At 73.4% G+C, this 23986-nt stretch carries 23 protein-coding genes; 17 read left to right on the top strand and 6 right to left on the bottom strand.

What is annotated here, in order from left to right; all coding sequences use genetic code 11:
- Positions 1–233: 233 nt before the first annotated feature.
- The 16 genes from ACI799_RS09395 (at position 234) to ACI799_RS09320 (ending at position 15660) form a co-directional block, all read left to right on the top strand.
- Positions 234–659, top strand: coding sequence for a flagellar hook-length control protein FliK (locus ACI799_RS09395; RefSeq protein WP_456590580.1), 426 nt, complete (start codon positions 234–236; stop codon positions 657–659).
- A 16-nt stretch (positions 660–675) separates the two neighbouring features.
- Positions 676–1098 (top strand): flagellar hook assembly protein FlgD, encoded by a 423-nt coding sequence (locus ACI799_RS09390; protein WP_456590579.1) that lies wholly within the window; start codon positions 676–678, stop codon positions 1096–1098.
- Between the two features lie 67 nt (positions 1099–1165).
- A complete protein-coding gene (locus tag ACI799_RS09385; protein ID WP_456590578.1) occupies positions 1166–2407 on the top strand; it encodes a flagellar hook protein FlgE in 1242 nt (413 codons plus the stop codon).
- Positions 2408–2648: 241 nt separating this feature from the next.
- Complete coding sequence (locus ACI799_RS09380) at positions 2649–2930, top strand: flagellar FlbD family protein (RefSeq protein ID WP_456590577.1); 282 nt, start codon at positions 2649–2651, stop codon at positions 2928–2930.
- 3 nt (positions 2931–2933) lie between these two features.
- Positions 2934–3704 carry a motility protein A gene (locus tag ACI799_RS09375; protein ID WP_456590576.1) on the top strand — a complete coding sequence of 257 codons (771 nt, stop codon included), beginning with the start codon at positions 2934–2936 and terminating at the stop codon, positions 3702–3704.
- A gap of 4 nt (positions 3705–3708) precedes the next feature.
- Positions 3709–4611 (top strand): flagellar motor protein MotB, encoded by a 903-nt coding sequence (locus ACI799_RS09370; RefSeq protein WP_456590575.1) that lies wholly within the window; start codon positions 3709–3711, stop codon positions 4609–4611.
- On the top strand, positions 4608–5081 hold the full coding sequence (locus ACI799_RS09365) for a flagellar basal body-associated FliL family protein (RefSeq protein ID WP_456590574.1): 474 nt from the start codon (positions 4608–4610) through the stop codon (positions 5079–5081). Before ACI799_RS09370 ends, ACI799_RS09365 begins: the two co-directional genes overlap by 4 nt.
- A 151-nt stretch (positions 5082–5232) precedes the next feature.
- Positions 5233–6210, top strand: a complete 978-nt coding sequence (locus tag ACI799_RS09360; protein WP_456612946.1) for a flagellar motor switch protein FliM — start codon at positions 5233–5235, stop codon at positions 6208–6210.
- The gene (gene fliN, locus ACI799_RS09355; protein WP_456590572.1) at positions 6207–6947 is read left to right on the top strand and encodes a flagellar motor switch protein FliN; all 741 of its coding nucleotides are present in this window, start codon (positions 6207–6209) and stop codon (positions 6945–6947) included. Before ACI799_RS09360 ends, fliN begins: the two co-directional genes overlap by 4 nt.
- Positions 6944–7381: a FliO/MopB family protein gene (locus ACI799_RS09350; protein ID WP_456590571.1), complete on the top strand. Its 438-nt coding sequence runs from the start codon at positions 6944–6946 to the stop codon at positions 7379–7381. Before fliN ends, ACI799_RS09350 begins: the two co-directional genes overlap by 4 nt.
- Positions 7378–8223, top strand: coding sequence for a flagellar type III secretion system pore protein FliP (gene fliP / locus ACI799_RS09345; protein ID WP_456612945.1), 846 nt, complete (start codon positions 7378–7380; stop codon positions 8221–8223). Before ACI799_RS09350 ends, fliP begins: the two co-directional genes overlap by 4 nt.
- A complete protein-coding gene (gene fliQ, locus ACI799_RS09340; RefSeq protein ID WP_456612944.1) occupies positions 8223–8498 on the top strand; it encodes a flagellar biosynthesis protein FliQ in 276 nt (91 codons plus the stop codon). Before fliP ends, fliQ begins: the two co-directional genes overlap by 1 nt.
- A gap of 4 nt (positions 8499–8502) precedes the next feature.
- Positions 8503–9267: a flagellar biosynthetic protein FliR gene (fliR, locus tag ACI799_RS09335; protein ID WP_456612943.1), complete on the top strand. Its 765-nt coding sequence runs from the start codon at positions 8503–8505 to the stop codon at positions 9265–9267.
- Between the two features lie 11 nt (positions 9268–9278).
- Positions 9279–10427 (top strand): EscU/YscU/HrcU family type III secretion system export apparatus switch protein, encoded by a 1149-nt coding sequence (locus tag ACI799_RS09330; protein WP_456612942.1) that lies wholly within the window; start codon positions 9279–9281, stop codon positions 10425–10427.
- Positions 10428–10601: 174 nt separating this feature from the next.
- Positions 10602–12647, top strand: coding sequence for a flagellar biosynthesis protein FlhA (gene flhA / locus ACI799_RS09325; protein ID WP_456598044.1), 2046 nt, complete (start codon positions 10602–10604; stop codon positions 12645–12647).
- The gene (locus tag ACI799_RS09320; protein WP_456612941.1) at positions 12628–15660 is read left to right on the top strand and encodes a hypothetical protein; all 3033 of its coding nucleotides are present in this window, start codon (positions 12628–12630) and stop codon (positions 15658–15660) included. Before flhA ends, ACI799_RS09320 begins: the two co-directional genes overlap by 20 nt.
- 1349 nt (positions 15661–17009) lie before the next feature.
- Here the strand turns inward: ACI799_RS09320 and ACI799_RS09315 are convergent.
- The 6 genes from ACI799_RS09315 to ACI799_RS09290 form a co-directional block, all read right to left on the bottom strand.
- Positions 17010–18305 (bottom strand): PhoH family protein, encoded by a 1296-nt coding sequence (locus ACI799_RS09315; RefSeq protein WP_456598048.1) that lies wholly within the window; start codon positions 18303–18305, stop codon positions 17010–17012.
- Positions 18306–18570: 265 nt separating this feature from the next.
- Positions 18571–19329: an ABC transporter permease gene (locus ACI799_RS09310; protein ID WP_456590561.1), complete on the bottom strand. Its 759-nt coding sequence runs from the start codon at positions 19327–19329 to the stop codon at positions 18571–18573.
- On the bottom strand, positions 19326–20321 hold the full coding sequence (locus tag ACI799_RS09305) for an ATP-binding cassette domain-containing protein (protein WP_456612940.1): 996 nt from the start codon (positions 20319–20321) through the stop codon (positions 19326–19328). Before ACI799_RS09305 ends, ACI799_RS09310 begins: the two co-directional genes overlap by 4 nt.
- Positions 20322–20389: 68 nt before the next feature.
- Entirely contained in the window at positions 20390–20821 is a 432-nt protein-coding gene (locus tag ACI799_RS09300; protein WP_456590559.1) for a hypothetical protein, read from the bottom strand.
- Between the two features lie 3 nt (positions 20822–20824).
- Positions 20825–22042, bottom strand: coding sequence for a DUF885 domain-containing protein (locus ACI799_RS09295; RefSeq protein WP_456590558.1), 1218 nt, complete (start codon positions 22040–22042; stop codon positions 20825–20827).
- 23 nt (positions 22043–22065) lie between these two features.
- Complete coding sequence (locus ACI799_RS09290) at positions 22066–22845, bottom strand: isoprenyl transferase (RefSeq protein WP_456590557.1); 780 nt, start codon at positions 22843–22845, stop codon at positions 22066–22068.
- Between the two features lie 131 nt (positions 22846–22976).
- Between ACI799_RS09290 and trhA the strand changes: the two genes are divergently transcribed.
- A complete protein-coding gene (gene trhA, locus ACI799_RS09285; protein WP_456598052.1) occupies positions 22977–23789 on the top strand; it encodes a PAQR family membrane homeostasis protein TrhA in 813 nt (270 codons plus the stop codon).
- Positions 23790–23986: the final 197 nt, after the last annotated feature.

Genomic DNA, 23986 nt, shown 5'->3' with positions numbered 1-23986 from the left:
CCCCCCCCCCCCCCCCCCCCCCCCCCCCCCCCCCCCCCCCCCCCCCCCCCCCCCCCCCCCCCCCCCCCCCCCCCCCCCCCCCCCCCCCCCCCCCCCCCCCCCCCCCCCCCCCCCCCCCCCCCCGCCCGCCCCCCCCCCCCCCCCCCCCCCCCCCCCCCCCCCCCCCCCCCCCCCCCCCCCCCCCCCCCGGCTCCGGGGCGACGCTGCCGGTCTCCGGTCAGGTGGCCCGGCAGGTGGCGGTGCTCAGCGGGGCGGGCGACGGCTCGCACACGATGACGCTGGTGCTCACCCCCGAGAACCTCGGTCCGGTCGAGGTGAAGGTGACCGTCGGCCAGGGAGGCCTCGACCTCACCTTGCGCGGCGCTCACGAGCTCGGCCGTGCCGCGCTCCTGGACGCCCTCCCCGAGCTCCGCCGCGACCTCGAGTCCGCCGGGCTCAGCCCCTCGCGGGTCGAGGTCGACGCCGACGCCGGTGGCTCCTGGCTGGCGCGGCACGCCGCCGAGCAGCAGGCGCAGCAGGGGCCGGGCGGCCGTTCGCCGGCCTCCGACGGGACCGGCGAACGGTTCCGGTCCGGGCAGCGGACTGCCGATAGCGGGGAGGAGGGGCCGCCCCGCCCCCGCATGCGATCCACGTCGTCCGGCGTGGACGTGCTCGCCTGAGAGAAGGAGTCACCTCATGCCGGACGCAGTCGGCGGTGCCGTCGGCACCACCGCCACCTACAGCGCCACGAACTCCGTGGAGCGTGGGGACCAGATGGGGAAGGACACCTTCCTCAAGCTCCTGGTGGCCCAGATGAAGTACCAGGACCCGAGCAACCCCGCCGACACGAACCAGCTCATGGCCCAGACGGCCACCTTCAGCCAGGTGGAGAAGCTGGAGCAGTTGGCGAAGCAGAACGCCTCGATGCTGGCGCTGCAGCGCTCGAGCAGCGCCGGCGCGATGGTCGGCCAGACGGTGACCTACACCGACGAGAGCGGTGCCGCGCGAACCGGCGTCGTCAGCTCGGTCCGGCTGGGCACCGACACGGCCGAGGCGGTGGCGACCGTGGGCGGTGTCGCGGTGCCGCTCGGCCGGATCACCGACGTCGGCACCCGCTGACCCCCACCACACCCCTGCGCCGACCCGCGCTCCCCCACCCCGAGACCCCACCCGGAGGAGATCCCCGATGCTCCGTTCCATGTTCTCCGCCATCTCCGGTCTGCGTGCACACCAGACCAAGATGGACGTCACCGGCAACAACATCGCCAACGTCAACACCGTCGGCTTCAAGAGCAGCGCCACCGTCTTCCAGGACACGCTGTCCCAGGTCGTGCGCGCCGGTGGCGCCCCGGCCGAGGACCGGGGTGGCACGAACCCCGCCCAGATCGGCCTGGGCGTCAAGCTCGCCGCCGTCACCACGAACTGGACGAACGGGGCGGCCCAGTCGACAGGCCGCTCGACCGACTTCATGATCGAGGGCGACGGCTTCTTCGTCACCACCGGGCCCGGCGGGGAGCAGCTGTACACCCGGGCCGGCTCGTTCGACTTCGACGCGAACGGCCGGCTGGTGACCCCGGACGGGAGCATCCTGCAGGGCTGGGTGGCCGACGCCAACGGCGCCATCAACCCGAACGGCCCGATCGGCGCCCTGACCGTGCCCTACGGCCAGATCGTCAACCCGCGCGCCACCGGGACCGGCACGCTCGAGGGCAACCTCAACGCCGCCGCCCCGATCGGGTCGTTCGTGCAGACCCCGACCACGATGTACGACGCGCAGGGCGTCGCCCAGTCGGTCACCTACACGTTCAACAAGACGGGCGCGGACACCTGGAGCCTGACCGTCCAGAACAACGGCGGCGCGGCGCTCCCGCTGACCAACGCCGACGGCAGCCCGTTCAACGGCACCGTCACCTTCGACACGGCGGGCAGGATGACCGCACCGACCGGCGGGATCAGCTTCGCCCCCGGCGCCGCCGGCTGGCCCGGCCCGGTCGCCGTCGACCTCGGGACGATCAGCCAGTTCGCCGGCTCGAGCGAGGTGACCGCCCCGGAGCAGAACGGCTACGCCCTGGGTTCGCTGCAGTCGTTCCAGCTCTCCAACGACGGCACGATCACCGGCATCTACTCCAACGGGCTGCGCCAGCCGCTGGGCCAGCTCGCGATGGCCGCCTTCAACAACCCCAGCGGACTGGAGAAGGCCGGCAACTCCGCCTTCCGCGTCGGCGACAACTCCGGTGTGGCGATGATCGGTGTCGCCGGGGCCGGCGGCCGGGGCAACCTGGTCTCCGGAGCCCTGGAGATGTCCAACGTCGACCTCTCCGAGGAGTTCACCAGCCTGATCGTGGCCCAGCGCGGCTTCCAGGCGAACAGCCGCGTGATCAGCGCCTCCGACGAGATCCTCCAGGACCTGGTGAACCTGAAGCGCTGATGAAGGACCTTCCTGCCCCCCACGCTTCGCGAGCTCAGCGCGGGGCCCTGCAGGAAGGCCGTTCCAGCATGTGAACCGGGCGGCCCGGTCACCCCTCGGGGTGACCGGGCCGTCGGTCACACGGCTCCCGCCAGCACCTTCGGCTCAAGGACCCCCCGTCCGGAGCCGATGACAGAAGTGCCGTTCCCGCCCGATCCGTGTCCACTTCCCACCCACCCCCACCGAGCAAGAGGTCCGACCCGTGATCCGAGTGACGCGCCTGAACGGCGACCAGTTCGCGCTCAACCCCGACCTGATCGAGAAGGTCGAGGGCCACCCGGACACGGTCGCCTTCCTGGTGGACGGCACGAAGTACGTGGTGCGCGAGAGCGTGGCCGAGGTGCTGCAGGAGATCCGCGAGTACCGCGCCGGCATCCTCGCCCTCTCCTACGAGATGGACCGGGGCGCCTACCGCCCGCACGTCCCCGAGCAGCAGGTCGGCGACTCGTCGGTCGTCCTCTTCCCGACCCGAGAGGAGCGCTGATCCGTGGATCCGGCCACCCTGATCGGGTTCACCATCTCCATCGTCGCCCTGATCGTCTTCATGATCCTCGAAGGCGCCGACCCGACGTCGCTGATCTTCCTGCCGGCGATCATCCTGGTCGTCGTCGCGACCTTCGGCGCGGCGGCGGCCAGCCAGACGATGGACGACCTGAAGAAGGTCGGCAACTGGTTCAAGATGGCCGTGATGCCGGCGAAGGTGCCGCCGCCGACCGACCAGATCCAGACGCTGGTCAGCCTCGCGGAGAAGGCCCGCAAGGAGGGCCTGCTCGCGCTGGAGGCGCAGGTCAAGGCGATCGAGGACCCGTTCCTCAAGCGCGGCCTGCAGATGGGCATCGACGGCACCGACCCCGAGGAGCTGCGCGCCGTCCTGGAGAGCGAGATCTCGGCGAAGAAGGCCGAGGACAAGGTCGCCGCCAAGTTCATGAACAACATGGGCGGCTACGCGCCGACCATCGGCATCCTGGGCTGCATCGTCGGCCTGATGAACGTCATGGGGAACCTGAACAACCCGGAGACGCTCGGCCCGATGGTCGCTGCGGCGTTCATCGCCACGCTGTGGGGCGTCATGGCCGCCAACTTCTGGTTCCTGCCGATGGGCGCCAAGATCCTCCGGGTCAGCGAGCTGCAGGCCGCGCAGATGGAGCTGCTCGTCGAGGGCATCGCCGAGATCCAGGCCGGCACGAGCCCGCGGGCCGTCCGGCTCAAGCTGACCTCGCTCGTGCCGCCGGGCTCGGTGGCCAAGGAAGCGGCGTGACCTCGTGAGCACCGGTCACGGCCGCCGCCGCGGCAAGAAGCACGAGGAGCACGAGGAGCACGAGAACCACGAACGGTGGCTGGTGTCGGGCTTCGACATGATGACGCTGCTGTTCGTGCTGTTCGTGGTGCTCTTCGCGATGAGCAAGGTGGACGAGCAGAAGTTCGCCGCCCTGGCCAAGGGCATGGCCGAGAGCTTCGGCGGGCCGATCACCGTGCAGCCGGGCCCGACGCCGGAGGGGTCGGTGCTCGACGGGCTCCCCGGCGTGGTGGACATCGCCTCCGCCATCCCGCCGGACCCGACGGTCCAGCAGGCCCAGATCGACAAGGCCGCCGCCCAGGCCGCCGCCGACCGGGCCGAGCGCATCGCCGCCGAGGCGAAGGCCGCCTACGACGAGCTGGCGGCCGCCCGTCAGAAGATCGAGGCCGCGCTCGCCGCGGCCGGCCACGCCGGTGCCGCGCGCTACGAGATCGACGAGCGCGGCCTCGTCGTGCACATCGTCGCCGACCAGGTGCTCTTCGACGCCGAGGAGGCCGCGCTCCGACCGGAGGGCCGCGCCATCCTGAGCGCCATCGCACCCACCCTCACCGGGCTGCCCAACGCGCTCGGCGTCGAGGGGCACGCCAACCACCTCCCGGTGACCCGCGGCGGCCCGTGGCCGTCGAACTGGGAGCTCTCGGCCACCCGGGCGACCACGGTCGTGCGGTACCTGGCCACGGACGGGGTCCCGCAGGCACGCCTGTCGGCCACCGGCTACTCCTCGACCCGGCCACTGGTGCCCGAGTCCGACCCCAACGCCCTCACCGTCAACCGACGGGTCGACGTCGTCGTCCTGTCCAGCGCCTCGGCGGAGGCCAACGCCCTCCTGCCCGGGCTCGACGCCGCCCACCATGGAGTGACCGAATGAGCAAGAAGGACAAGAACGCCCCCGCCGACGGCGAGGAGACCGAGGGCTCCGGCGGGAAGAAGAAGCTCTTCCTGATCCTGGCCGTCGTGCTGCTCGCCGGGGCCGGCGCTGCCTACTTCTTCCTCTTCGCCGGCTCGGGCAAGGCCGAGGCCGCGGCACCGGAGCACGGCGGCTACACCGCTCTGGAGCCGATCGCGGTGAACCTGGCCGGTGGGGGCTACCTGAAGATCGGCATCACGCTCGACTACACCGCGGCGGCCGCCGGCGGCGGCCACGGCGCTGGGGGGGTCGACGGCGCCAAGGCCTACGACGCGATCATCTCCACGTTCTCGCAGGCCAACCCGGCCGACGTGACCGGCGCCCGGGACGCGCTGAAGGAGTCGCTCGAGCAGAAGATCATCGAGGCCTACACGGAGCACGACGTACCGATGGTCATGGGCATCTACTACACGGAGTACGTGACCCAGTAGCGCCCGCGCGACCACGCAGGGGTGCCCTCCGATCACGGAGGGCACCCCTGTCGTGCATCAGCCGCACCACCCGTCACGCGCTCCCCGGCCGCCACGGGCTCCCGGTGGCACCCGGTCAGGGTGCTGCCGGTCCCCGCCGATGAGGGGTTGCGTGACCACCCCCGAGACCGGACCGGCCCCGGCCGCCGCGCCGGCCCCGGCTCCGACCTCCGCCGCCTCGAGCGGCCGCAGCCGCCGCGGGGCGCCGCGCACCTACGACTTCCGCCGCCCGACGAAGCTCTCCCGCGAGCACGTGCGGGTCATGCAGATCGCGCAGGAGGCCTTCGCCCGGCAGGCGACGACCATCCTCACCACGTTCCTCCGGGCCGGTGCGCGCATGGAGCTCGGTGGCATCGAGCAGTTCTCCTACGACGACTACGTCGGGACGCTGCCCAACCCCACCTTCATGTCGACGTTCACCCTGGAGCCGCTCGCCGGGAAGGGCCTGCTGGCCTTCCCCCTCGACATCGCCATGGCGATGGTCGACCACATGCTGGGCGGCTCCGGCAGCGCCGATCAGCCCAACCGGCCGATGACGGCGATGGAGACCACCATCACCAACCACCTGCTCGACCGGCTGCTCGACGAGTTCGCGACCTCGCTGGCGTCCGTCACCGAGCTCCAGCCGGTGCTGGTCGGCCGGGAGTACAACCCGCAGCTCGCCCAGGCCGCCGCCGGCTCGGACACCGTCATGGTGGCCAGCTACTCGCTGCAGGTCGGCAGCCGCGAGGGCGAGGCCACCGTCGTGCTGCCCTTCTCCTCCTTCGCCCAGGCCCTGAACAACGCGGCCTCCCCGCAGCTGTCGGAGTCCGCGCTGCGCAAGCGCCAGCGAGCCCGCGAGGCGCTGATCGACCGGCTGAACCTGGTCCCGGTGGACGTCAGCGTCCGGTTCGCCCCGCTCACCGTCTCCTCCTCCGACCTGCTCTCCCTCGCCGTCGACGACGTGCTGCTGCTCCGCCATCCCCGGGACAGCCCGCTGGAGGTCACCACCAACGACGTGACGTTCGCCTACGCGATTGCCAGCAACCACCGGCGACGACTGGCTGCCTCGATCGTCCCCACCCCGCACGCCGCGAAGGACTCCGCATGACCGCGCCCCGCACCGACTCGCAGGACTCCCAGACCGTCACGGCGGTCGTCGCCGCGGCCGCCCGTGCCGCCGCCGACCTGATCCCCTCGTCCTCGGTGCTGACCGCCGGCGCCCCCGTGAGCGATCCCGACACCGTCCCGCTGCCCCCGGCGGCCGCGGTCGCGGTCACCGCCGGCCTCTCCGGCGAGGTCTCCGGCGACGTCGTGCTGGTGCTCTCCAGCGACGTCGTCGACGCCCTGCAGAACTCCCCCGTGGGTCAGATGGACGTCTCCGCGGCCCTGCGCCCGGCCCTCGAGGCCGCTGCGGCCACCCTCGGCCGCGTGCGCGTGGCCTCCGAGCGCACCGAGGAGCCCGTCGCCGCCCTCGACGGGCTGCGCGACAAGGGCATGTTCGTCGCCGTCCCGCTGCTGGCCGACGGCGAGCACCAGGCCACCCTCGCGCTGCAGGTCACGCTGCCCGCCGCCCGCGAGCAGCGCGGCAGCCTCGAGCTCCTGCGGCACGTGGCCATGGAGGTCACCGTCGAGATCGGCCGTACCCGGATGACGGTGCAGGAGCTGCTGTCCCTGCACCCGGGCGAGGTCGTCGAGCTCGACCGCGCCGCCAGCGCGCCGGCCGACCTGCTGGTCAACGGCACGCTGATCGCCCGCGGCGAGGTGGTCGTCGTCGACGAGGACTTCGGCCTCCGGATCAGCGAGATCGTCACCGACGCCGCCGAGCTGGGGGCCCAGGCCTCATGACGTGGATGATCATCCGGCTGTTCCTGTCCCTCGCCCTGATCGGCGGCGTGCTCTGGTTCGCCGCCCGGCTGGCGAAGAAGAAGGGCCTGGGCCAGGGCAACGGCCTCATCGAGGTGCTCGCCCGGCAGCGGATGGGCCGCACCAGCACCGTCAACGTGGTGCGCATCGCCGACGTCGTCCTGGTCGTCGGGGCCACCGAGGAGCACGTCACCCTGCTCGCCGAGGTCGACGCCGAGGCCGTCGACGCAGCGCTGCGCGAGCGCCGGGCCCCGGGCGGACCCCGGACCGCGGACGGCCCGGGCGAGGGCACGCCCGCGATCCCGGTCCAGGCGGCCCGCTCCGGGGACGGCGTCCTCGCCGGCTCCGTCCTGGACCGCAACGGCTGGGGCACGCTGGTCGACGAACTGCGCGAGCGGACGGTCCGGCGGACATGACGACCGCGCTGTGCGCGCTGCCCTCCCCGGGCAGCCGGCGGGCACGACGCCGCGCCCTCGTGGTCCTGCTGTCCCTGCTGGTCGCCACGGTGGCGGCGGTCCTGCTGGCGGGTCCGGCCGCGGCCGTCCCGACGGCACCCACGGAGCCGACGGCGCCGGTGGCGCCCGAGGTCGGTGGTGCCGTGGACATCTCGATCGGCAACGGCTCCCCCAGCAACTCGATCACGCTGATCCTGGCGATCACGGTGCTGTCGGTCGCCCCGTCGGTGCTCCTGCTCGCCACCTCGTTCACCAAGATCGTCGTGGTGCTGGGGCTCACCCGGAACGCGCTCGGCATGGCCACGTCGCCGCCGAACCAGGTGCTGACCGGTATCGCGCTGTTCCTGACGCTGTTCGTGATGGGCCCGGTGTTCTCCGACATCAACGAGCTCGCCGTCCAGCCCTACATGGACGGGACGATGTCGGTCTCCCAGGCCTACGACGCGGGCGTGGGGCCGCTGCGCGAGTTCCTGCTGGCCAACACCCGCGAGGACGAGCTGAAGCTGATGATCGGGCTCTCCGGCGAGGAGGCCCCGGCGGACGCGGCCGCGGTCAGCATGACCACGCTCATCCCCGCGTTCGTCCTCTCGGAGCTGAAGAGCGCCTTCATCATCGGGCTGGTCATCTTCATCCCGTTCCTGGTGCTCGACATGCTCGTCAGCGCCGCGCTCATGTCGCTCGGCATGATGATGGTCCCGCCGACCATCGTGTCCCTGCCGTTCAAGCTGCTGCTCTTCGTCGTCGTCGACGGCTGGGCGCTGATCACCACCGCGCTGGTGGGTTCCTACGGGGGGGCTGGCTGATGTCGGACGCCGACGTCACGGAGATCGCGGCGCAGACCATGATGCTCGCCGCCAAGGTCGCCGCGCCCTTCCTGATCACCGCCCTGCTGGTCGGCTTCCTGATCTCGCTGTTCCAGGCGGCCACCCAGATCCAGGAGGCCACGCTCTCCTTCGTCCCGAAGATGATCGCCGTCTCGATCGCCCTGCTGGTCACCGGGAACTGGGTGCTCTCCGAGATGGTCAGCTTCACGCACGCCCTGTTCGACCAGCTGCCGGCGTTGCTCGACCGGACGTAGCGCCGTGGACCTCTCGGTCCCGGCGGTCACGCTCGCGGCCCTGCTCCTCGGCACGGCGCGGGCCGCCGGCTTCATCCTGCTCGCCCCGCCGTTCAACTCCCGGGTGATCCCCGGTCCGGTCAAGGGCGCCCTGGCCCTGGCGCTCGCGGTGCTGCTGTCGACCCAGATCGCCCCCACCCTGCCCGAGCCGACCGCCGGCTTCCTGGTGGTCACCGCCGTGACCGAGGTGGTCATCGGCGCGGCGCTCGGGTTCGTCGTCCAGGTGCTGTTCACGGCGGTGCAGATGGCCGGCGACATCCTCGACGTCACCGGCGGCTTCGCCCTGCAGCCGGGCTACGACCCGCTGTCGATGTCGCAGAACGGCTCGCTGGGCAAGCTGCACTACCTGCTGGCCACCACGCTGCTGTTCACCAGCGGCGGCCACCTGCTGATGGTCAAGGGGTTCGCCACCTCCTACGAGGGGCTCCCCGTGGGCGGGGACGTGCCGACCGACCAGCTCGCGGCCGTCCTCGTCACCGCGTTCTCGATGATGTTCCTCGCCGCCCTGCAGATCGCCGGCCCCATGGTCGCCGTGCTGCTGCTCGCCGACGTCGCGCTCGCGCTGCTGAGCCGCGCCGCCCCGGCGCTCAACGTCTTCTCGCTCGGCTTCCCGGTGAAGATCATGCTCACCCTGGCGATGCTGGGGCTGACGTTCCCCTTGCTGCCACCGGCCCTGGACTCGCTGCTCGAGCACGGTGTGCGGGCGATGACCTCGCTACGCGGCGGCTGAGGGGGTGACGCATGGCCAAGGACGGACCGGGTGGTGAGAAGACCGAGAAGCCCACTCCCCAGCGCCTGAAGAAGGCGCGCAAGGAGGGGCAGATCCCCCGGACCCAGGAGCTGGGCACCTGGCTGGGCGTGGCGGCGGCGAGCTTCCTGCTGCCGATGCTCGTGGGCAACGCCTTCGACACGGTGCGGCAGTTGTTCGTACACGTCGGCGCGGTGGCCAGGAACCCCGAGGTCACCACGGTCACCGCGCTGCTGGGTACGGCGCTGGTGGCCTTCCTGACGACGCTGCTGCCGACCGCGATCGCCCTCATGCTCGTCGGCGTCGCCTCCTCGGCGGCCCAGGGCGGGGTGCGTTTCGCCGGCAAACCGATGAAGCCGACGCTGAAGAAGTTCAACCCCCTCCCGGCGTTCAAGCGCATGTTCGGTACCCAGGGGCTGTGGGAGGTGTCCAAGGCGCTGATCAAGACCGCGGCCCTGGGCACGGTCGTGATCGTCACCAGCGAGCGGGCCCAGACGCTGGTGTCCTCCGCGGGTGCGCTGCCGCTCTCGGCGGTCGCCGCCACCTTCACCGACTCGGCCGTCCTGATGTTCCGGGTCGTCGCCGTCACCGGCCTGGTCATCGCGGTCGCCGACTTCGTCGTCGTCCGGACCAAGATGCTGAAGCAGCTCAAGATGAGCAAGTACGAGATCACCCAGGAGCACAAGCAGGCCGAGGGCGACCCGTACATGAAGGCGCACCGCCGCGGGGTGCAGATGTCGATGTCCCGCAACCGGATGATGGCCGAGGTGGCCGACGCCGACGTCCTCCTGGTCAACCCCACCCACGTCGCCGTCGCGCTCAAGTACGACGCCGCCAAGGGCGCACCCCGCGTGGTGGCGAAGGGCGCCGGCGAGGTGGCGGCGAAGCTGCGCGAACGGGCCACCGAGGCGCGCGTGCCGATGGTCCAGGACGTCCCGCTGGCGCGGGCGCTGCACGCCTCCTGCGAGCTGGGGCAGGAGGTCCCCCCGCAGCTGTTCACCGCCGTCGCCCGCGTGCTGGCCTTCGTCATGCACCTGGGTGCACGCGGCGTGCGCGGCGGGTTCCACCGTCCCGGGTTCGAGGCACCGGACACGACGGATCTGCCCAAGGCCGGCCGGCGCCGCCCCACCGTCGCCGCCTGAACGATGGTGATCAGGTCACCTGATCATTCCGGGTCCTGGCTCAGCGTCGACCGTGAGCCAGGACCCCCAGCGGTGAGCCAGGAGCGGTGGCCATGGGGAGGTACCGGCTGCGTGCCGGCCTGCCGATGAGGGAGGGGTGAGCCAGCGTCTGTCCCCCGCCCCCGGAGCGGGCGAGTGAAGGGCCTGGGCAAGGCCGCCGTCCCGATCGGCGTCGTCTCGATCGTGCTCATGCTGGTGGTGCCGCTGCCCGCCGCGATGATGGACATGCTGATCGGGCTGAACCTCGCGATCTCGCTGCTCGTCCTCCTGGTCGCGATGCAGATCAGGAAGCCGCTGGACTTCGCCGTCTTCCCGTCGCTGCTGCTCATCGCGACGCTGTTCCGGCTGGCCCTCAACGTCTCCTCCACCCGGCTGGTGCTCACCGACGGCTACGCCGGGAAGGTGATCGAGGCGTTCGGCCACATCGTCATCGGCGGCTCGCTGGTCGTCGGTCTGGTGATCTTCCTGATCCTCACGATCGTGCAGTTCGTGGTGATCACGAACGGTGCCGGTCGCGTCGCCGAGGTCGGCGCCCGCTTCACCCTCGACGCCATGCCGGGCAAGCAGATGGCGATCGACGCGGACCTCAACGCCGGGCTGATCAACGAGGCCCAGGCACGCAAGCGCCGCCACGAGGTCACCGCCGAGGCCGACTTCTACGGCTCCATGGACGGCGCGTCGAAGTTCGTCAAGGGCGACGCCATCGCCGGCATCGTGGTGACGCTGGTCAACCTCATCGGCGGCTTCGCCATCGGCATGATGCAGCGCGGCCTCACCCCGGCCGAGTCGGTCAGCACCTACTCGCTGCTGACCGTCGGCGACGGGCTCGTCTCGATGATCCCCGCGCTCCTGATGTCGACCGCCACCGGCATCATCGTGACCCGGTCGGCCAGCGAGGGCGACATGGGCACCGACCTGATCGCCCAGCTCGGCCGGTTCCAGCAGCCGGTGCGCATCGCCGGCGGCGCCGCCCTGGCCCTGTGCCTGATCCCGGGACTGCCCAAGCTGCCGTTCCTGCTCGTCGGTGCGCTGTTCCTCTTCCTGGCCACCCGCCTGACCGACGAGCCGGAGATCGACGAGGACGCCGAGGCAGCCGCGGCGGCCGCCGAGCTGGAACCCGCCCCGGACTCCCCCGAGGCGATCGCCGAGCGGATGCGGGTCGACCCGCTGGAGCTCGAGGTGGCCTTCGACCTGGTCGACCTGGTCGACACCGCGCGCGGCGGCGACCTGCTGGACCGGGTGAAGGCCCTGCGCCGGAAGGTCGCCATGGAGACCGGTCTGGTCATCCCGCTGGTGCGCACCCGGGACAACCTCGACCTGCCCTCCTCGCAGTACGTCATCTGGCTCAACGGCGTGCCGGTCGCCAAGGGCAGCTCCCCCGCCGGGACGGTGCTCGCCATCGGCGACGCGCTGGACGGGCTCCCCGGCAAGCCGACCCGCGAGCCGGTGTTCGGGCTCGCCGCCAAGTGGGTGCCCGCGGAGCTGCAGCGGGCCGCCGAGATGGCCGGGGCGACCGTGGTCGACCGCTCATCGGTCATCACCACCCACCTGGCGGAGGTCGTCCGGCAGAACGCTGCGGACCTGCTCGGGCGGGAGGACGTCCGCCTCCTCGTGGAGATGGTGCGCCGCTCCCACCCGGTCGTCGTGGAGGAGCTGACCCCGGCGCTGCTCACCCTGGGAGAGGTGCAACGCGTGTTGCATGCGTTGCTCGCCGAGGGTGTGTCGATCCGCGACCTGGTGCGCATCTTCGAGGCACTCTCTGTACGTGCCAAGCACTCGACCGAACTCGACGGACTGGTCGAGGCCACCCGGTCGGCACTGGGCTCGGCGATCAGCCAGCCCTACGTCACGCCGGACGAGCGGCTGCACGTGCTCACGCTGGAGCCCGGGTTCGAGCAGCGGCTGCTCGAGGCGGTCCGCCAGACCGAGATGGGCGCCGTCCTCGCCCTCGACGCCGGCGCGGTGGACGCCCTCGTCCACGGCTGCAGCGGCATGCTCGAGGAGGCCGAGCGGCAGGGCCTGTCCCCCGTCCTCGTCTGCTCGCCTCAGGTCCGCGCGGCGCTCGCGCGGCTGATGCGCCAGATCCTGCCCCGGCTGCCGGTCATCTCCTACGCGGAGGTGTCCCGGACGGCCCAGATCGAGTCGCTGGGAGTGGTGAGCGGTGCCGTTGCGATCCGTTGAGGCCGCCACGCGCGACGACGCGATCGCGGCCGCGCGCGAGCAGTTCGGGCCGCACGTCCGGGTCGTCGGGGTCCGGCGGGTCCGCTCCGGCGGGGTGCTGGGCTTCTTCGCCACCGAGCGGTACGTCGCCGAGGTGGCGCCCGACCAGTTCGTCCGCCCCGGCGCCCCCTCGCCGTCGACGGGCCCCACGCAGGCCACCCCCGTCGCCGCGTACGACTCCCCGCTGGCCTCGGCTGCTCCGGCCCGCGCCCGCACGACAGCCCCTGCCCGCAACGGCGCCGCCGCCTGGGCCGCGGAGGCCACGCGCCAGGCACCGGTGGAGCCGGTGACGTCCGGGGCCTCCTCCTGGCCCACCACGCCCGCTGCGCCTGCTGCGGCCGCCGCGCCCGCTGCGCCCGCGGACGACGAGCGGATCGACGAGCTGGCCGGCCTGCTGGGCGGTTCGCCCGCCGGTACCGGCACTCCCGCCACCCCCGCAGCCCCCTCCACCGGGTACGGGCGGTCGTCGGCGTCCCGGGCCACCTTCCCGAAGGCGACGCGCGGAGCCGCGTCCACCCCGCGCACGCAGACGGCTCCGTCGCCGGCGAAGCAGCCGACCGCCGCCCGCGACGACGCGGAGGCCGCGCCCTCCCCGTTCACGGCGGCACTGGCCCGCATGGTCTCCGGGGATCGCGACGTGCGCCAGGCCGTCGAGGAAGCGCTGGCGCAGCCGGCGGAGCTCCACCCGGCCGCACAGGATCCGGTTCCGTTCACCGCCGAAGCCCCCGGCACGCCGGCGCCCCGCTCGTCCCTGGCCGCGGCCATTCGTTCAGCAGACCCGTCGACGCGGTCCCAGGCCGTGCAGCAGGAGGAGTTCACGGTGAGAGATCAGGCCACCGCGCCGCCCTCCACGTCCACGACCGGAGCCGACGGCCTGCCCACCTGGGCGGCCCCTTCACCGGAGCCCGCCGCGCCGGCGCCGTCCGCGCGGCAGGAGGAGATCGCGGAGGCGCTGCGGGACGCCCTGGCCCAGGGCCACTCGGACGAGGCCCTCGCCGGGATCCTGCGCAAGATGCTGGCCGGGGACTCCCCGCGGGAGGCGTTGACCGAGCCGGTCCAGGCCGAGCCCGTGCTGCCTGCGCTCGACCTCCCGGGTGCCGGTGACGCCTTCCTGCCGGAGCCGGTCACCACCACGCCCGAGCTGGTCGACCACGAGCCGGTCCGCAGCGAGCTCCCCGTCGTCGAGCCCGACCCCCTCGACACCCCGCTGTTCGCCTCGGTCGGCGAGCAGCCGGTCACCTCGTCGCCGCCCGCGCCGGCACTCGTCGTGCCGGAGCCCGTCGGCGCCGTGTCGTCGTTCCCCCTCTTCGACGACCCCCTCCCGCCGGCGGCGCCCGCACCGACCTCCGCCGACCTCGGCTGGGGCAGCTCCGCCGCCGACACCGCGCTGTGGGGTGAGCCGGTCCTCGCTCGCCCCGTCGGCACCGACTCGCCCATCTGGGCCGATGTGCTGGGCGGGGCTCCCACGTCGCCGGCTCCGCTCGAGGTGGCCACGGTCGCCGGGGAGGCCGCGCTCGTCGTCGAGGACGGCGGTGCCGCGGTCGTCGACGAGTCACCGGTGCCGGCCGTCGAGGACGACTGGGTCCCGTTCGCCGTGGCCGAGGACGCCGTGGAGCTGCCCGCGGAGACCGCCGCGGAGGTCGTCGCCGAGGCCTCGCCCGCCGAGGCGACCGTGGCCGAGGAGGTCGTCGCCGCGGACGCGGTCGCCGAGGAGGCCCTCGCCGCGGACGCCATCGCCGCGGAAGCTCTCGGCGAGGAAGCCATCGCCGCGGACACGGTCGCCGAGGAGGTCGTCGCCGAGGAGGCCATCGCCGCGGATGCGGTCGCCGAGGAGGCCATCGCCGCGGATGCGGTCGCCGAGGAGGCCATCGCCGCGGACGCCGTCGCCGAGGAGCCACTGCTCGCCCGGACCGCCAGCGACCCCGCCCCGCTCACCCTGTCGTCGGACGCCACGACGGTCATGCCGCGGGTGTCCCTGCTGCCGCCGCTGCCCGGCGCGCGGGGTCGTGGGCTGCCCCCCGTGCCGCCGGCGTCGGGCCGCCCGGCGGTCCCCCCGTCACGCCCCGCCGCAGCCGGCCCGCGCGACGCCGCTGCCCGGGAGGCCGAGGGGACCCGGTCCGCACCCCGCACCCTGGCGACCGTCACGCGCCTCCCGGTGGGTCCCCTCATGGGCGACGACCACCCGGAGCTGGCCGGTATCGACGACGACGCCGTTGTCCACCGGCCGGTTCCCGCCGCGCGGGCCGCCGACGTCCCCGCCGCCCCGGCGCCGTCGCGGCGGACCGGGCTCAGCCCCGCCGGCCCGCGCGAGATCGTCGCCCGGCTGAGCGAGCTGGGCCTGCCCCACGACCTGCTGGCGGCGGACTTCGCCGGCCGGATCGAGGCGGAGGGCACCTACGCGGCGCTGACCCGCGTGCTGGCCGCGCGGCTGCCCGAGGCGCCGGAGCTCCCCACCGGAGCCGGTGAGGTGCTGTTCGTCGTGGGGCCCGGTGTCGAGGCGCTCCGCGCCGCGCGCGCGCTCGCCGTCTCCCTGCGGCTGGACCCCGACCGCGTGCAGTGGGCGACCCGCGGCGACCTCGCCGGACTCGCCCCCAAGGGCAGCCGGGTGACCACGGTCGACGCGGCCATCGACCGTCAGCACGAGGCGACCGACGTCGGCATGCTGACGATCGTCGCCGTGGACGCGCCGCTCCGCAGCGACTTCTACTGGATGTCGCAGATGCTGGCGATCTGGTCGCCGGCGTCGGTCTGGGCCGTCGCCGAGGCGACCCGCAAGCCCGAGGACCTCGAGGTGTGGCTCGGCGGGCTGCCCCGCGTCGACGCCCTCGTCGTGCAGGACACCGACCTCAGCGCCGACCCGGCGGCCGTGCTGCAGCGGCTGACCGTCCCCGTGGCCCTCCTCGACGGCGCCCGCGCGACCCCGCACCGCTGGGCCTCGCTGCTCTGCGAGCGCCTGGACAGCCCGCAGGCATGAGCCCGTTCCGCTGGGACGTCCTGCTCGTCGGGCTCGTGCTGGCCGTCCCCGTGCTCGCGCTCGGCCTGCGCGGGGACTTCACGACCGAGGACATGGTGAACCGGCTGCCGTGGTGCCTGGCCGCCGGCTGGGTCGTCGTCGCGCTGGTCCGCGCCGTCGTCACACCACCCAAGCCCGCGCCCGAGGGCCGGCGACGGCCCGCCGCCCGGGCGACGCCGACGGAGGAGCCGGCCGACGCCGCCTGACCGGCTCCCCGCTGGGCCCGCTCCACCGCCCGGCGCACCTTCGCGGCGAGGCGGTGCGGCACGGACAGCTCTGCCCACACCCAGCGGACGACGTGCCAGCCCTCGTCCCGGATAGCGTCCTCGCGGCGCTTCTCGGCGAAGACGGCGTCGCCGGGGTCCTGCCCCGGCCGCAGCAGCCGGCCGTACTTCACCCGCCCGTCGAACTCTCCCACCAGGAGGGCCCCCTCCCAGGCGAAATCGGTGCGGGCGACCAGGTCCCCGCCGGCGGAGAGGACCTCGAACTGCAGCGCCGAGGGAGCCGGCTGCCAGCGCTGGAGGATCACCCGGCTGCGGCTCTCCCCGACGCTCTCGCAGCGGGCGTCCGCCGCGGCGACGGCTCGCGCCGCGCTCCGCGTCCCGGGAGCTCCGACGATGTCGAACAGCCGCGCGCGGAGCTCGTCGTGGGTCACGAGCCCCCGGTGCAGCGCGGCGTCGAGGGCGACCACGGCCGCCTCGTACCGCAGGGAGCGGGCGAGGTCGAGCAGGGTGCGGACGCGATCGGTGACCGGCACGCCGCCGACCCGGACCACCTCGTCGTCGCGGATGCGCGCCACGTGACAGCACAACACCCGGCTGCGGTCGGTCCACGAGCCCGGCGGCCGGGTGATGTGCACCCGGTCGAGCGCGACGTCCCACAGCGGGAGCCCGTGCAGCACGGCCGCCGACTGGTGGCTCACGACCGCCGGGCGGCGGAGCAGCGCCACGGTGGCCTCGACCAGGAGCGCGTGCTGCGCGGCCGGACCGGCGGGGAGGACGGCGTCCACGTAGGCCCCTCAGCGCAGCCGGCTCAGCTCCCCGGAGCGGACGGCCCGGGCCAGCTCGCCGTCGGACCAGCCCTCGGTCAGGGCGTCCCGGCGAAGACGGACGGGCAGGTGGAAGTGCGGGTCGGTCATCCTCCGACCGTCCGACGCGGCCCGCCCGGGTGACCAGGCCCGCGCCGGTCCGGTGGACGACGGCGGCGCCTGTGGACGCCCCGCTCCGGGGGTGTTCCCGCTGCTCCCGGGCCGTTGCAGGACCCGTGCGGCGGGAGAACCACCCCCAGAGCGGCCGACGCGGCTGCTCAGGTCAGAGCGGCAGGTCCTCCAGCATCTCGGTCACCAGCGCCGCGATGGGCGAGCGCTCGGAACGGGTGAGCGTCACGTGCGCGAACAGCACGTGCCCCTTCAGCTTCTCGATGACCGCCGTGACGCCGTCGTGCCGGCCCACCCGAAGGTTGTCCCGCTGGGCGACGTCATGGGTGAGCACCACGCGGGAGTTGCTGCCCAGGCGCGACAGCACGGTGAGCAGCACGCCCCGCTCCAGCGACTGCGCCTCGTCGACGATCACGAAGGAGTCGTGCAGCGAGCGGCCGCGGATGTGGGTGAGGGGCAGCACCTCGATCAGCTCCCGCGCGGCGATCTCCTCGAGCACCTCGCGGGACACCAGCGCGCCCAGGGTGTCGTAGACGGCCTGGGCCCAGGGCGACATCTTCTCGCCCTCGCCGCCCGGCAGGTACCCCAGCTCCTGACCGCCGACGGCGTACAGCGGCCGGAAGATGACCACCTTCTTGTGCGCCCGCCGCTCCAGCACCGACTCCAGCCCCGCGCACAGGGCCAGCGCCGACTTGCCGGTGCCGGCCCGACCACCGAGGGACACGATGCCGATCGCCGGATCCAGCAGCAGGTCCAGCGCGACCCGCTGCTCGGCCGAGCGCCCGTGCAGCCCGAAGGCCTCCCGGTCGCCCCGCACCAGCCGCACCTGCTTGTCCGGCGTGACCCGGCCGAGGGCCGAGCCGCGCGAGGAGAGCAGGACCAGACCGGTGTGGGTGGGCAGCTCGGCCGCGGCCGGCAGGAAGACCTCGCCGTCCTCGTACAGCACGTCGAGCTCGGCGTCCTCCACCGACACCTCGGCCATCCCGGTCCAGCCGGCATCCACCGCGTCGAGCACGCGGTACTCGTCGGCGTCCAGCCCGACGGCCGCGGCCTTGACGCGCAGCGGCACGTCCTTGGTGACCAGGCAGACGTCCCGGCCCTCCGCCCGCAGGTTCAGCGCGACCACCATGATCCGGCTGTCGTTGCTGTCGTTCCGGAAACCGGCCGGGAGCACCGCGGGGTCGCTGTGGTTCAGCTCGACGTGCAGCGTGCCGCCGCTCTCCCCCACCGGCACCGGCGCGTCGAGCCTGCCGTGGGTGACCCGCAGGTCGTCGAGGATGCGCAGCGCCTGGCGGGCGAACCAGCCGAGCTCGGGGTGGTTGCGCTTGTCCTCCAGCTCCCCGATGACGACGAGGGGCAGCACCACGTCGGCGTCGCCGAAGCGCAGCAGCGCGCCCGGGTCGGACAGCAGGACGGAGGTGTCGAGGACGAACGTACGGCGAGTGGTCACGAGTCGGCTCCCTTGAGGCGACGCCCCGGTGACGAGGCGCACCCCTGCTCGAAGGTGGCCGGGCCCCGGCGCAGGAGCCGGGGACCGGCCCCTCTGGACGACGAACGCAGTCGCACCAACCGGGCCTCCCGTGGACGGCGAGGGGAGCTCGCCGTCCACTGCGGACGCTATGCCCGGGGGGTGACATCCACGTGACGTGCACCCCACGAGAAGGAGTGGATGTCACCCGGAGGCCTCATCCGTCGCAGCCGTCCCGCACGGACCGTCAGCTCGACTCGCGACGGAACCTGCGGACCCCGAACGCCCAGCCGAGGACCGCGAGCAACACCGTCATCGCGACCCCCCACCACGCGGTCGAGGTGCCGTACCCGCCCACGAAGAACTCACGGGCCGCCTCGACCACGTGCTTGAACGGGTTCACGTCGCTGACCGCCTGCAGCCACCCGGGCGCCAGGCTCATCGGCAGCAGGATGCCCGACAGCAGCACGAGCGGGAAGACGACAGCGTTGAGCAGCGGTGCGAACGCGTCCTCGCTCTTCAGCGTGAGCGCCAGGGCGTAGGAGACCGCCGCCAGCGCCGCACCGAGCAGGGCGACGACCAGCAGGGTGAGGACGACGCCGAGCACCGGCGCCCGCAACCCGAGCGGGATGGACACCAGCACCAGCAGCGCTCCCTGCGTCAGCAGGACGACGACGTCGCGCAGCACCCGGCCGAGGAGGAGGGCGGTGCGGCTGGCCGGGGTGACCCGCTGGCTCTCGATCACCCCCGCCCGCCACTCGGCGATCAGCCCGAAGCCCACGAACAGCGCCCCGAACATGCCCAGCTGCACGAGGATGCCGGGCACGAAGATCTGGTAGGCGTCGCCCGGACCCAGCTGACCGGCCAGCGGCTCGAGCAGCGGCCCGAACAGCAGGATGTAGAGGATCGGCTGCATCAGGCTGATCACCAGCCAGGCGGGGTTGCGCAGCGACATCCGCATGGCGCGGGCGAACACGGTTCCGGTGTCGCGCAGGAGGGTGTTCATCGCCCGGCCACCGCCGGAGCGGGGGGTGACGCCGGCGCGGCGCCGGACTCGCGCAGGGACCGGCCGGTCAGGCCGAGGAAGACGTCGTCGAGGCTGGGCCGGCGGCTCTCGATGCCGCTGACGGGGACGTCCGCGGCGTCCAGGGCCCGCACCAGCTCGACCAGCGCACGACCTCCGTGCGACACCCGGCCCACGACCCGGTCGGCGAGCAGCTGCGGCTGCTCGGCCCCCGGCAGTGCCTCGACCAGGCGGGCGACCTCCGCGGCCTGCTCCGGGCGCTCCACCATCACGGTGAGCACGTCGCCGCCCACCTGCGACTTCAGCTGGTCGGGAGTGCCCTCGGCGACGATCGCCCCGTGGTCGATGACGAGGATCCGGTCGCAGAGCGCGTCGGCCTCGTCCAGGTAGTGGGTGGTCAGGAAGACCGTCGTCCCGCGCTCCTCGCGCAGCCCGCGGATGTGCTGCCACAGGTTGGCCCGCGCCTGCGGGTCCAGCCCGGTCGTCGGCTCGTCGAGGAAGACGAGCTCCGGCACGTGGATCAACCCGACCGCGATGTCGAGGCGGCGGCGCTGGCCGCCCGACATGGCCTTGGGCTGGCGCTCCCAGAGCCCGTCGAGGTCGAGTTCGGCGAAGAGCCGCTGCCCGCGCTCGGTCGCCTCGGCGGTGCTCATGCCGTAGAGGCGGGCGTGGTCGACGACCTCTTCCCCGGCCCGCGCCTCCGGGGCGGTCGAGCCGCTCTGCGAGACGTACCCGATGCGGCGGCGGACCCCGACCGGGTCGGCCCGCAGGTCGCAGCCGGCCACGGTGGCGGTGCCCGCGGTGGGCTCCAGGAGCGTCGTCAGCATGCGCAGCGTCGTCGTCTTCCCGGCCCCGTTCGGGCCGAGGAAGCCGACGATCTCACCGGGGGCGACGTCCAGGTCGACCCCGACGACGGCGTGGACCTCCTGCTTGCGCTTGCGGAACGTGCGGGCGAGGCCGCGGGCGTGGATCACGCGCGAAAGCATCCCTCCGCCCGCCGACAGCTTCCACCGGTTTCGCCGACGGCGTCAGCGCCGACCCCTCACCGCCACCGGTCTGTGCCGTCGGACCGGCGGCGCAGCGCGGGACGCTCCACGGTGTCGGTGCGCTCGCCCGGCGGGGGCCACCGTCCCGCGTCCCGCGGTCGACCGTCCTCGGCCCACGGGTCGTCGGCCCGACCGTCCTCCGCCCACCTGTCGTCGACCCACCGGTCCTCGGCCTCCTCGTCGTGGGCCCACCTGTCCTCGGCCCACTCTTCGGCCGATCGACCGGGGCGCCGGGAACCCGCACCGCCGGCCCGCGACGCCCGCCGGGGCCGCAGGGCGACCAGCGCCCACAGGGCCGGGACCACCAGCACCGGCCACTGCACCGCGGGGTCGCCGAACCGGAGCATGCCGGCCACCAGCAGCAGGGCCAGCCAGCCCGCGGTCCACAGCCCCAGGAACCGCGCCTGCGCCGGGGAGCGGGCTGCCACGGGTCAGGCGGCCGGGATCTCGGCGGCGATCCGCTGCGGGGTCAGCGGCTCGTCGAGCAGACGGAGGAAGCGGTCGGCGACCGGCTGGTCCGCCGGGCGGGCGGCCAGCCACCGCGTCAGGAGGTCGAACCCCTCGACGTAGGTGGAGATGTATGCCCGCCACAGCGGGTCGGTGAGGAAGCGGATCTGCTGCCGCGCACGCTCGGGGCTCACCAGCGCCCACCGCTGCAGGTAGGCCGCCACCTCGTCGGCCCCGGCGCCCCGGTCGTGCAGCAGCACCGCGGCGTCCTGACGGACCCGGTTGAGCGGCGCGGCCGCCACCGCGATCCGCTCGGCCAGGTCGCCGTCGAACCGCAGACCGAGGTCGCCGAGGATCTCCGCCGACCAGCTCCCCCAGCCCTCCCCGATCGCCGCCGGGACGCCGAGGTCGGCGAGCCCCTCGGCCATGAGGCACTCGGGGGTGTTGACCAGGAAGACCGTGTGCTCGATCCGGCCGGCCCGCTCGACGAGCCCCTGTTCCTTGCGGCAGTGCTCGGTGTGGTGCCCGGGATAGGACTCGTGCGCCACCAGGTGCGCGAGCTGGGAGAGCCGGTGCGGCAGATCGGCGTTGATCGCGACGCGGGAGCGGTAGCCGCCCTCGTAGTAGTTGAACCCCGACCACGGCTTGTCGGTGACCACCTCGTAGCGGACCGTCTCGACCTCCGGGAGGCCGTACCGGCCACGCACCCGGTCGCGCAGCGCGCTGGACAGCGCCTGCACCGCGCTCTCCAGCCGGTCCGGCGGGCACTCCTCCCGACGCCGGTGCGCCGCGTACCGCTCCGCGAGCGACCCGTCGCCGGGCAGCAGGGCGTCCAGCTCGGTGTGTGCGGCGGCGTAGGCGGCCTCGTCCCCCAGCTCGACGTCGACCTGGAAGTAGGCGCGCACCTCCTCGACGAAGCCGACCGGCTCGCCGCTCATCTTCCGCGCGCTGCACTCCAGACCGGTCAGCTGCCCGCGCAGGAAGGACGTGCGCTCCTCGGGGAGCCCGGCGGCGTCCAGCTCGCGCTGCAGCTCCCGCGCGCGGTCGCGCAGCTGCCGCGGCGTGGGCGCCGGCTCGTCCTGCACCTGCGCGCGGATCCGGGGATCGCCGGTGTAGGCGTCGACGAAGCCGGCCTCCAGGCGGTCGAAGCGCAGCCCCAGCCGCACGTACTCCAGGGCGACGTCGAGAGCTCCCGCGGTCATGGCGGCCAGTCTCCCAGCCACCGTCACCCGCCGAAGCGGCGGTGCCGGGCCGAGTAGTCCCGCAGCGCCCGCAGGAAGTCGACGCGGCGGAAGTCGGGCCAGTAGACGTCGGTGAAGTGGAACTCGGCGTTGGCCGTCTGCCACAGCAGGAACCCCGACATGCGCTGCTCGCCGCTGGTGCGGATGACCAGGTCCGGGTCGGGCTGACCACGCGTGTACAGGTGCTCGGCGATGTGCTCGACGTCGAGCACCTCCACCAGCTCCTCCAGCGAGGTGCCGCGGGTGGCGTGCTCGGCCAGCAGCGAGCGCACCGCATCGGCGATCTCCCGCCGCCCGCCGTACCCGACCGCCAGGTTGACCGTCGCCCCGGGGCGGTCACAGGTGTCCCGCTCGGCCTGCTCGAGCACGGCGACCGTGCGCGCCGGCAGCACCTCCGGCGCCCCCATGCTGCGCACCCGCCAGCGCCGCCCCGGCCGGGACAGGTCGACGGCGACGTCCTCGATGATGGCCAGCAGCGCGTTGAGCTCGGACTCGGGCCGGCGCAGGTTGTCGGTGGAGAGCATGAACAGGGTGACCACCTGCACGCCGGCGTCGTCGCACCAGCCGAGCAGGTCGGCGATCTTCGCCGCGCCCCGGCGGTGCCCGTGCGCGACGTCCTCCAGCCCGATGGCGCGCGCCCACCGCCGGTTGCCGTCCATGATCACGCCCACGTGCCTCGGCACGTCCGCGCCTTCCAGCGCCCGCGCCAGGCGCCGCTCGTAGACCTGGATGAGTGCGTCACGGACCCGCCGGCGCACCCCCACGACGGTCACCCTAGTGACAAGGACCCCGCCCTACTCGCCACTCGCAGGCACGCGGCGAGCCACGGGTCGCGGCCGCGCACGTCACAGCCGCCCCGGATGACGCCGCACCGGCCCCTCCGTAACCTCAGAGCATGAGCGTCCCTCCCAGCGATCGCACGTCCGTACGGGTGGAGGCCGACGGGGCGGAGCTGGAGGCCCCGGCCGAGCAGGCGGTCGCCGCCGTCGCCTCGGAGGGCCAGCAGGTCGAGCAGGCGTGGACCGCCGAGGACTTCGCCGACGACGACTGGGAGCACCCCGACACCCGGCCGCGCGCCCGCGGCTGGATCCACCTCTTCTCGTTCTTCGGCGCGATCGTCGCCGGTGCGGTGCTCATCCCGCTGGCCTCGGTCCAGGGCGCCCGCGCCGGGTGGTCGGTGGCGGTCTACTGCCTCACCATCTGCGGGCTGTTCGGTATCAGCGCGCTCTACCACCGCCGTCGCTGGTCACCGCGCGGCTGGAAGATCATGAAGCGGCTCGACCACTCCATGATCTTCCTGTTCATCGCCGGCACCTACACGCCGTTCGCGCTGCTCGCCGTCGACCAGCCCACCGGCTTCTGGGTGCTCGGCGGGGTGTGGGCCGGCGCGCTGGCCGGCGTCACGCTCAAGATGAGCTGGCCGACGGCGCCGCGCTGGGTGGGCGTACCGCTCTACATCGGCCTGGGCTGGGTCGCGATCTTCGTCCTCACCGACATCCTGCACATCGCCGGGGTCGCCTCGATGGTCCTGCTCGCCGTCGGCGGGGTGCTCTACACCGTGGGCGGCGTCGCCTACGCCGTGAAGCGCCCCAACCCGTGGCCGGGGACGTTCGGCTACCACGAGGTCTTCCACGCGATGACGGTCGTCGCGGCGCTCTGCCACTACATCGCCGTCTACTTCGCGGTGTTCAATTCCCCTTTCGTCTGAGTGATCTGTCGTCCTCCGGACGACACCGCGGCCAGGTGCCGTCCCGGCTCGCGCTGAGCCCTGCCCGTCGCTTCTCGGGGACCCTCCGGGCCCCTCTCGGCACGACGCGGCGTTGCCGCGGTTCCCTCCTCCGCTCAGGTCACGTCCACCTTCGGGATCCCTCCGGGACCCCGCTCAGGTGGACCGCGGCTGCGCCG

The organism is Blastococcus sp. SYSU DS0753 (assembly GCF_054051175.1).
Note: the sequence above shows the minus strand (reverse complement) of the source record. Positions and strands in the feature narration are given on the sequence as shown.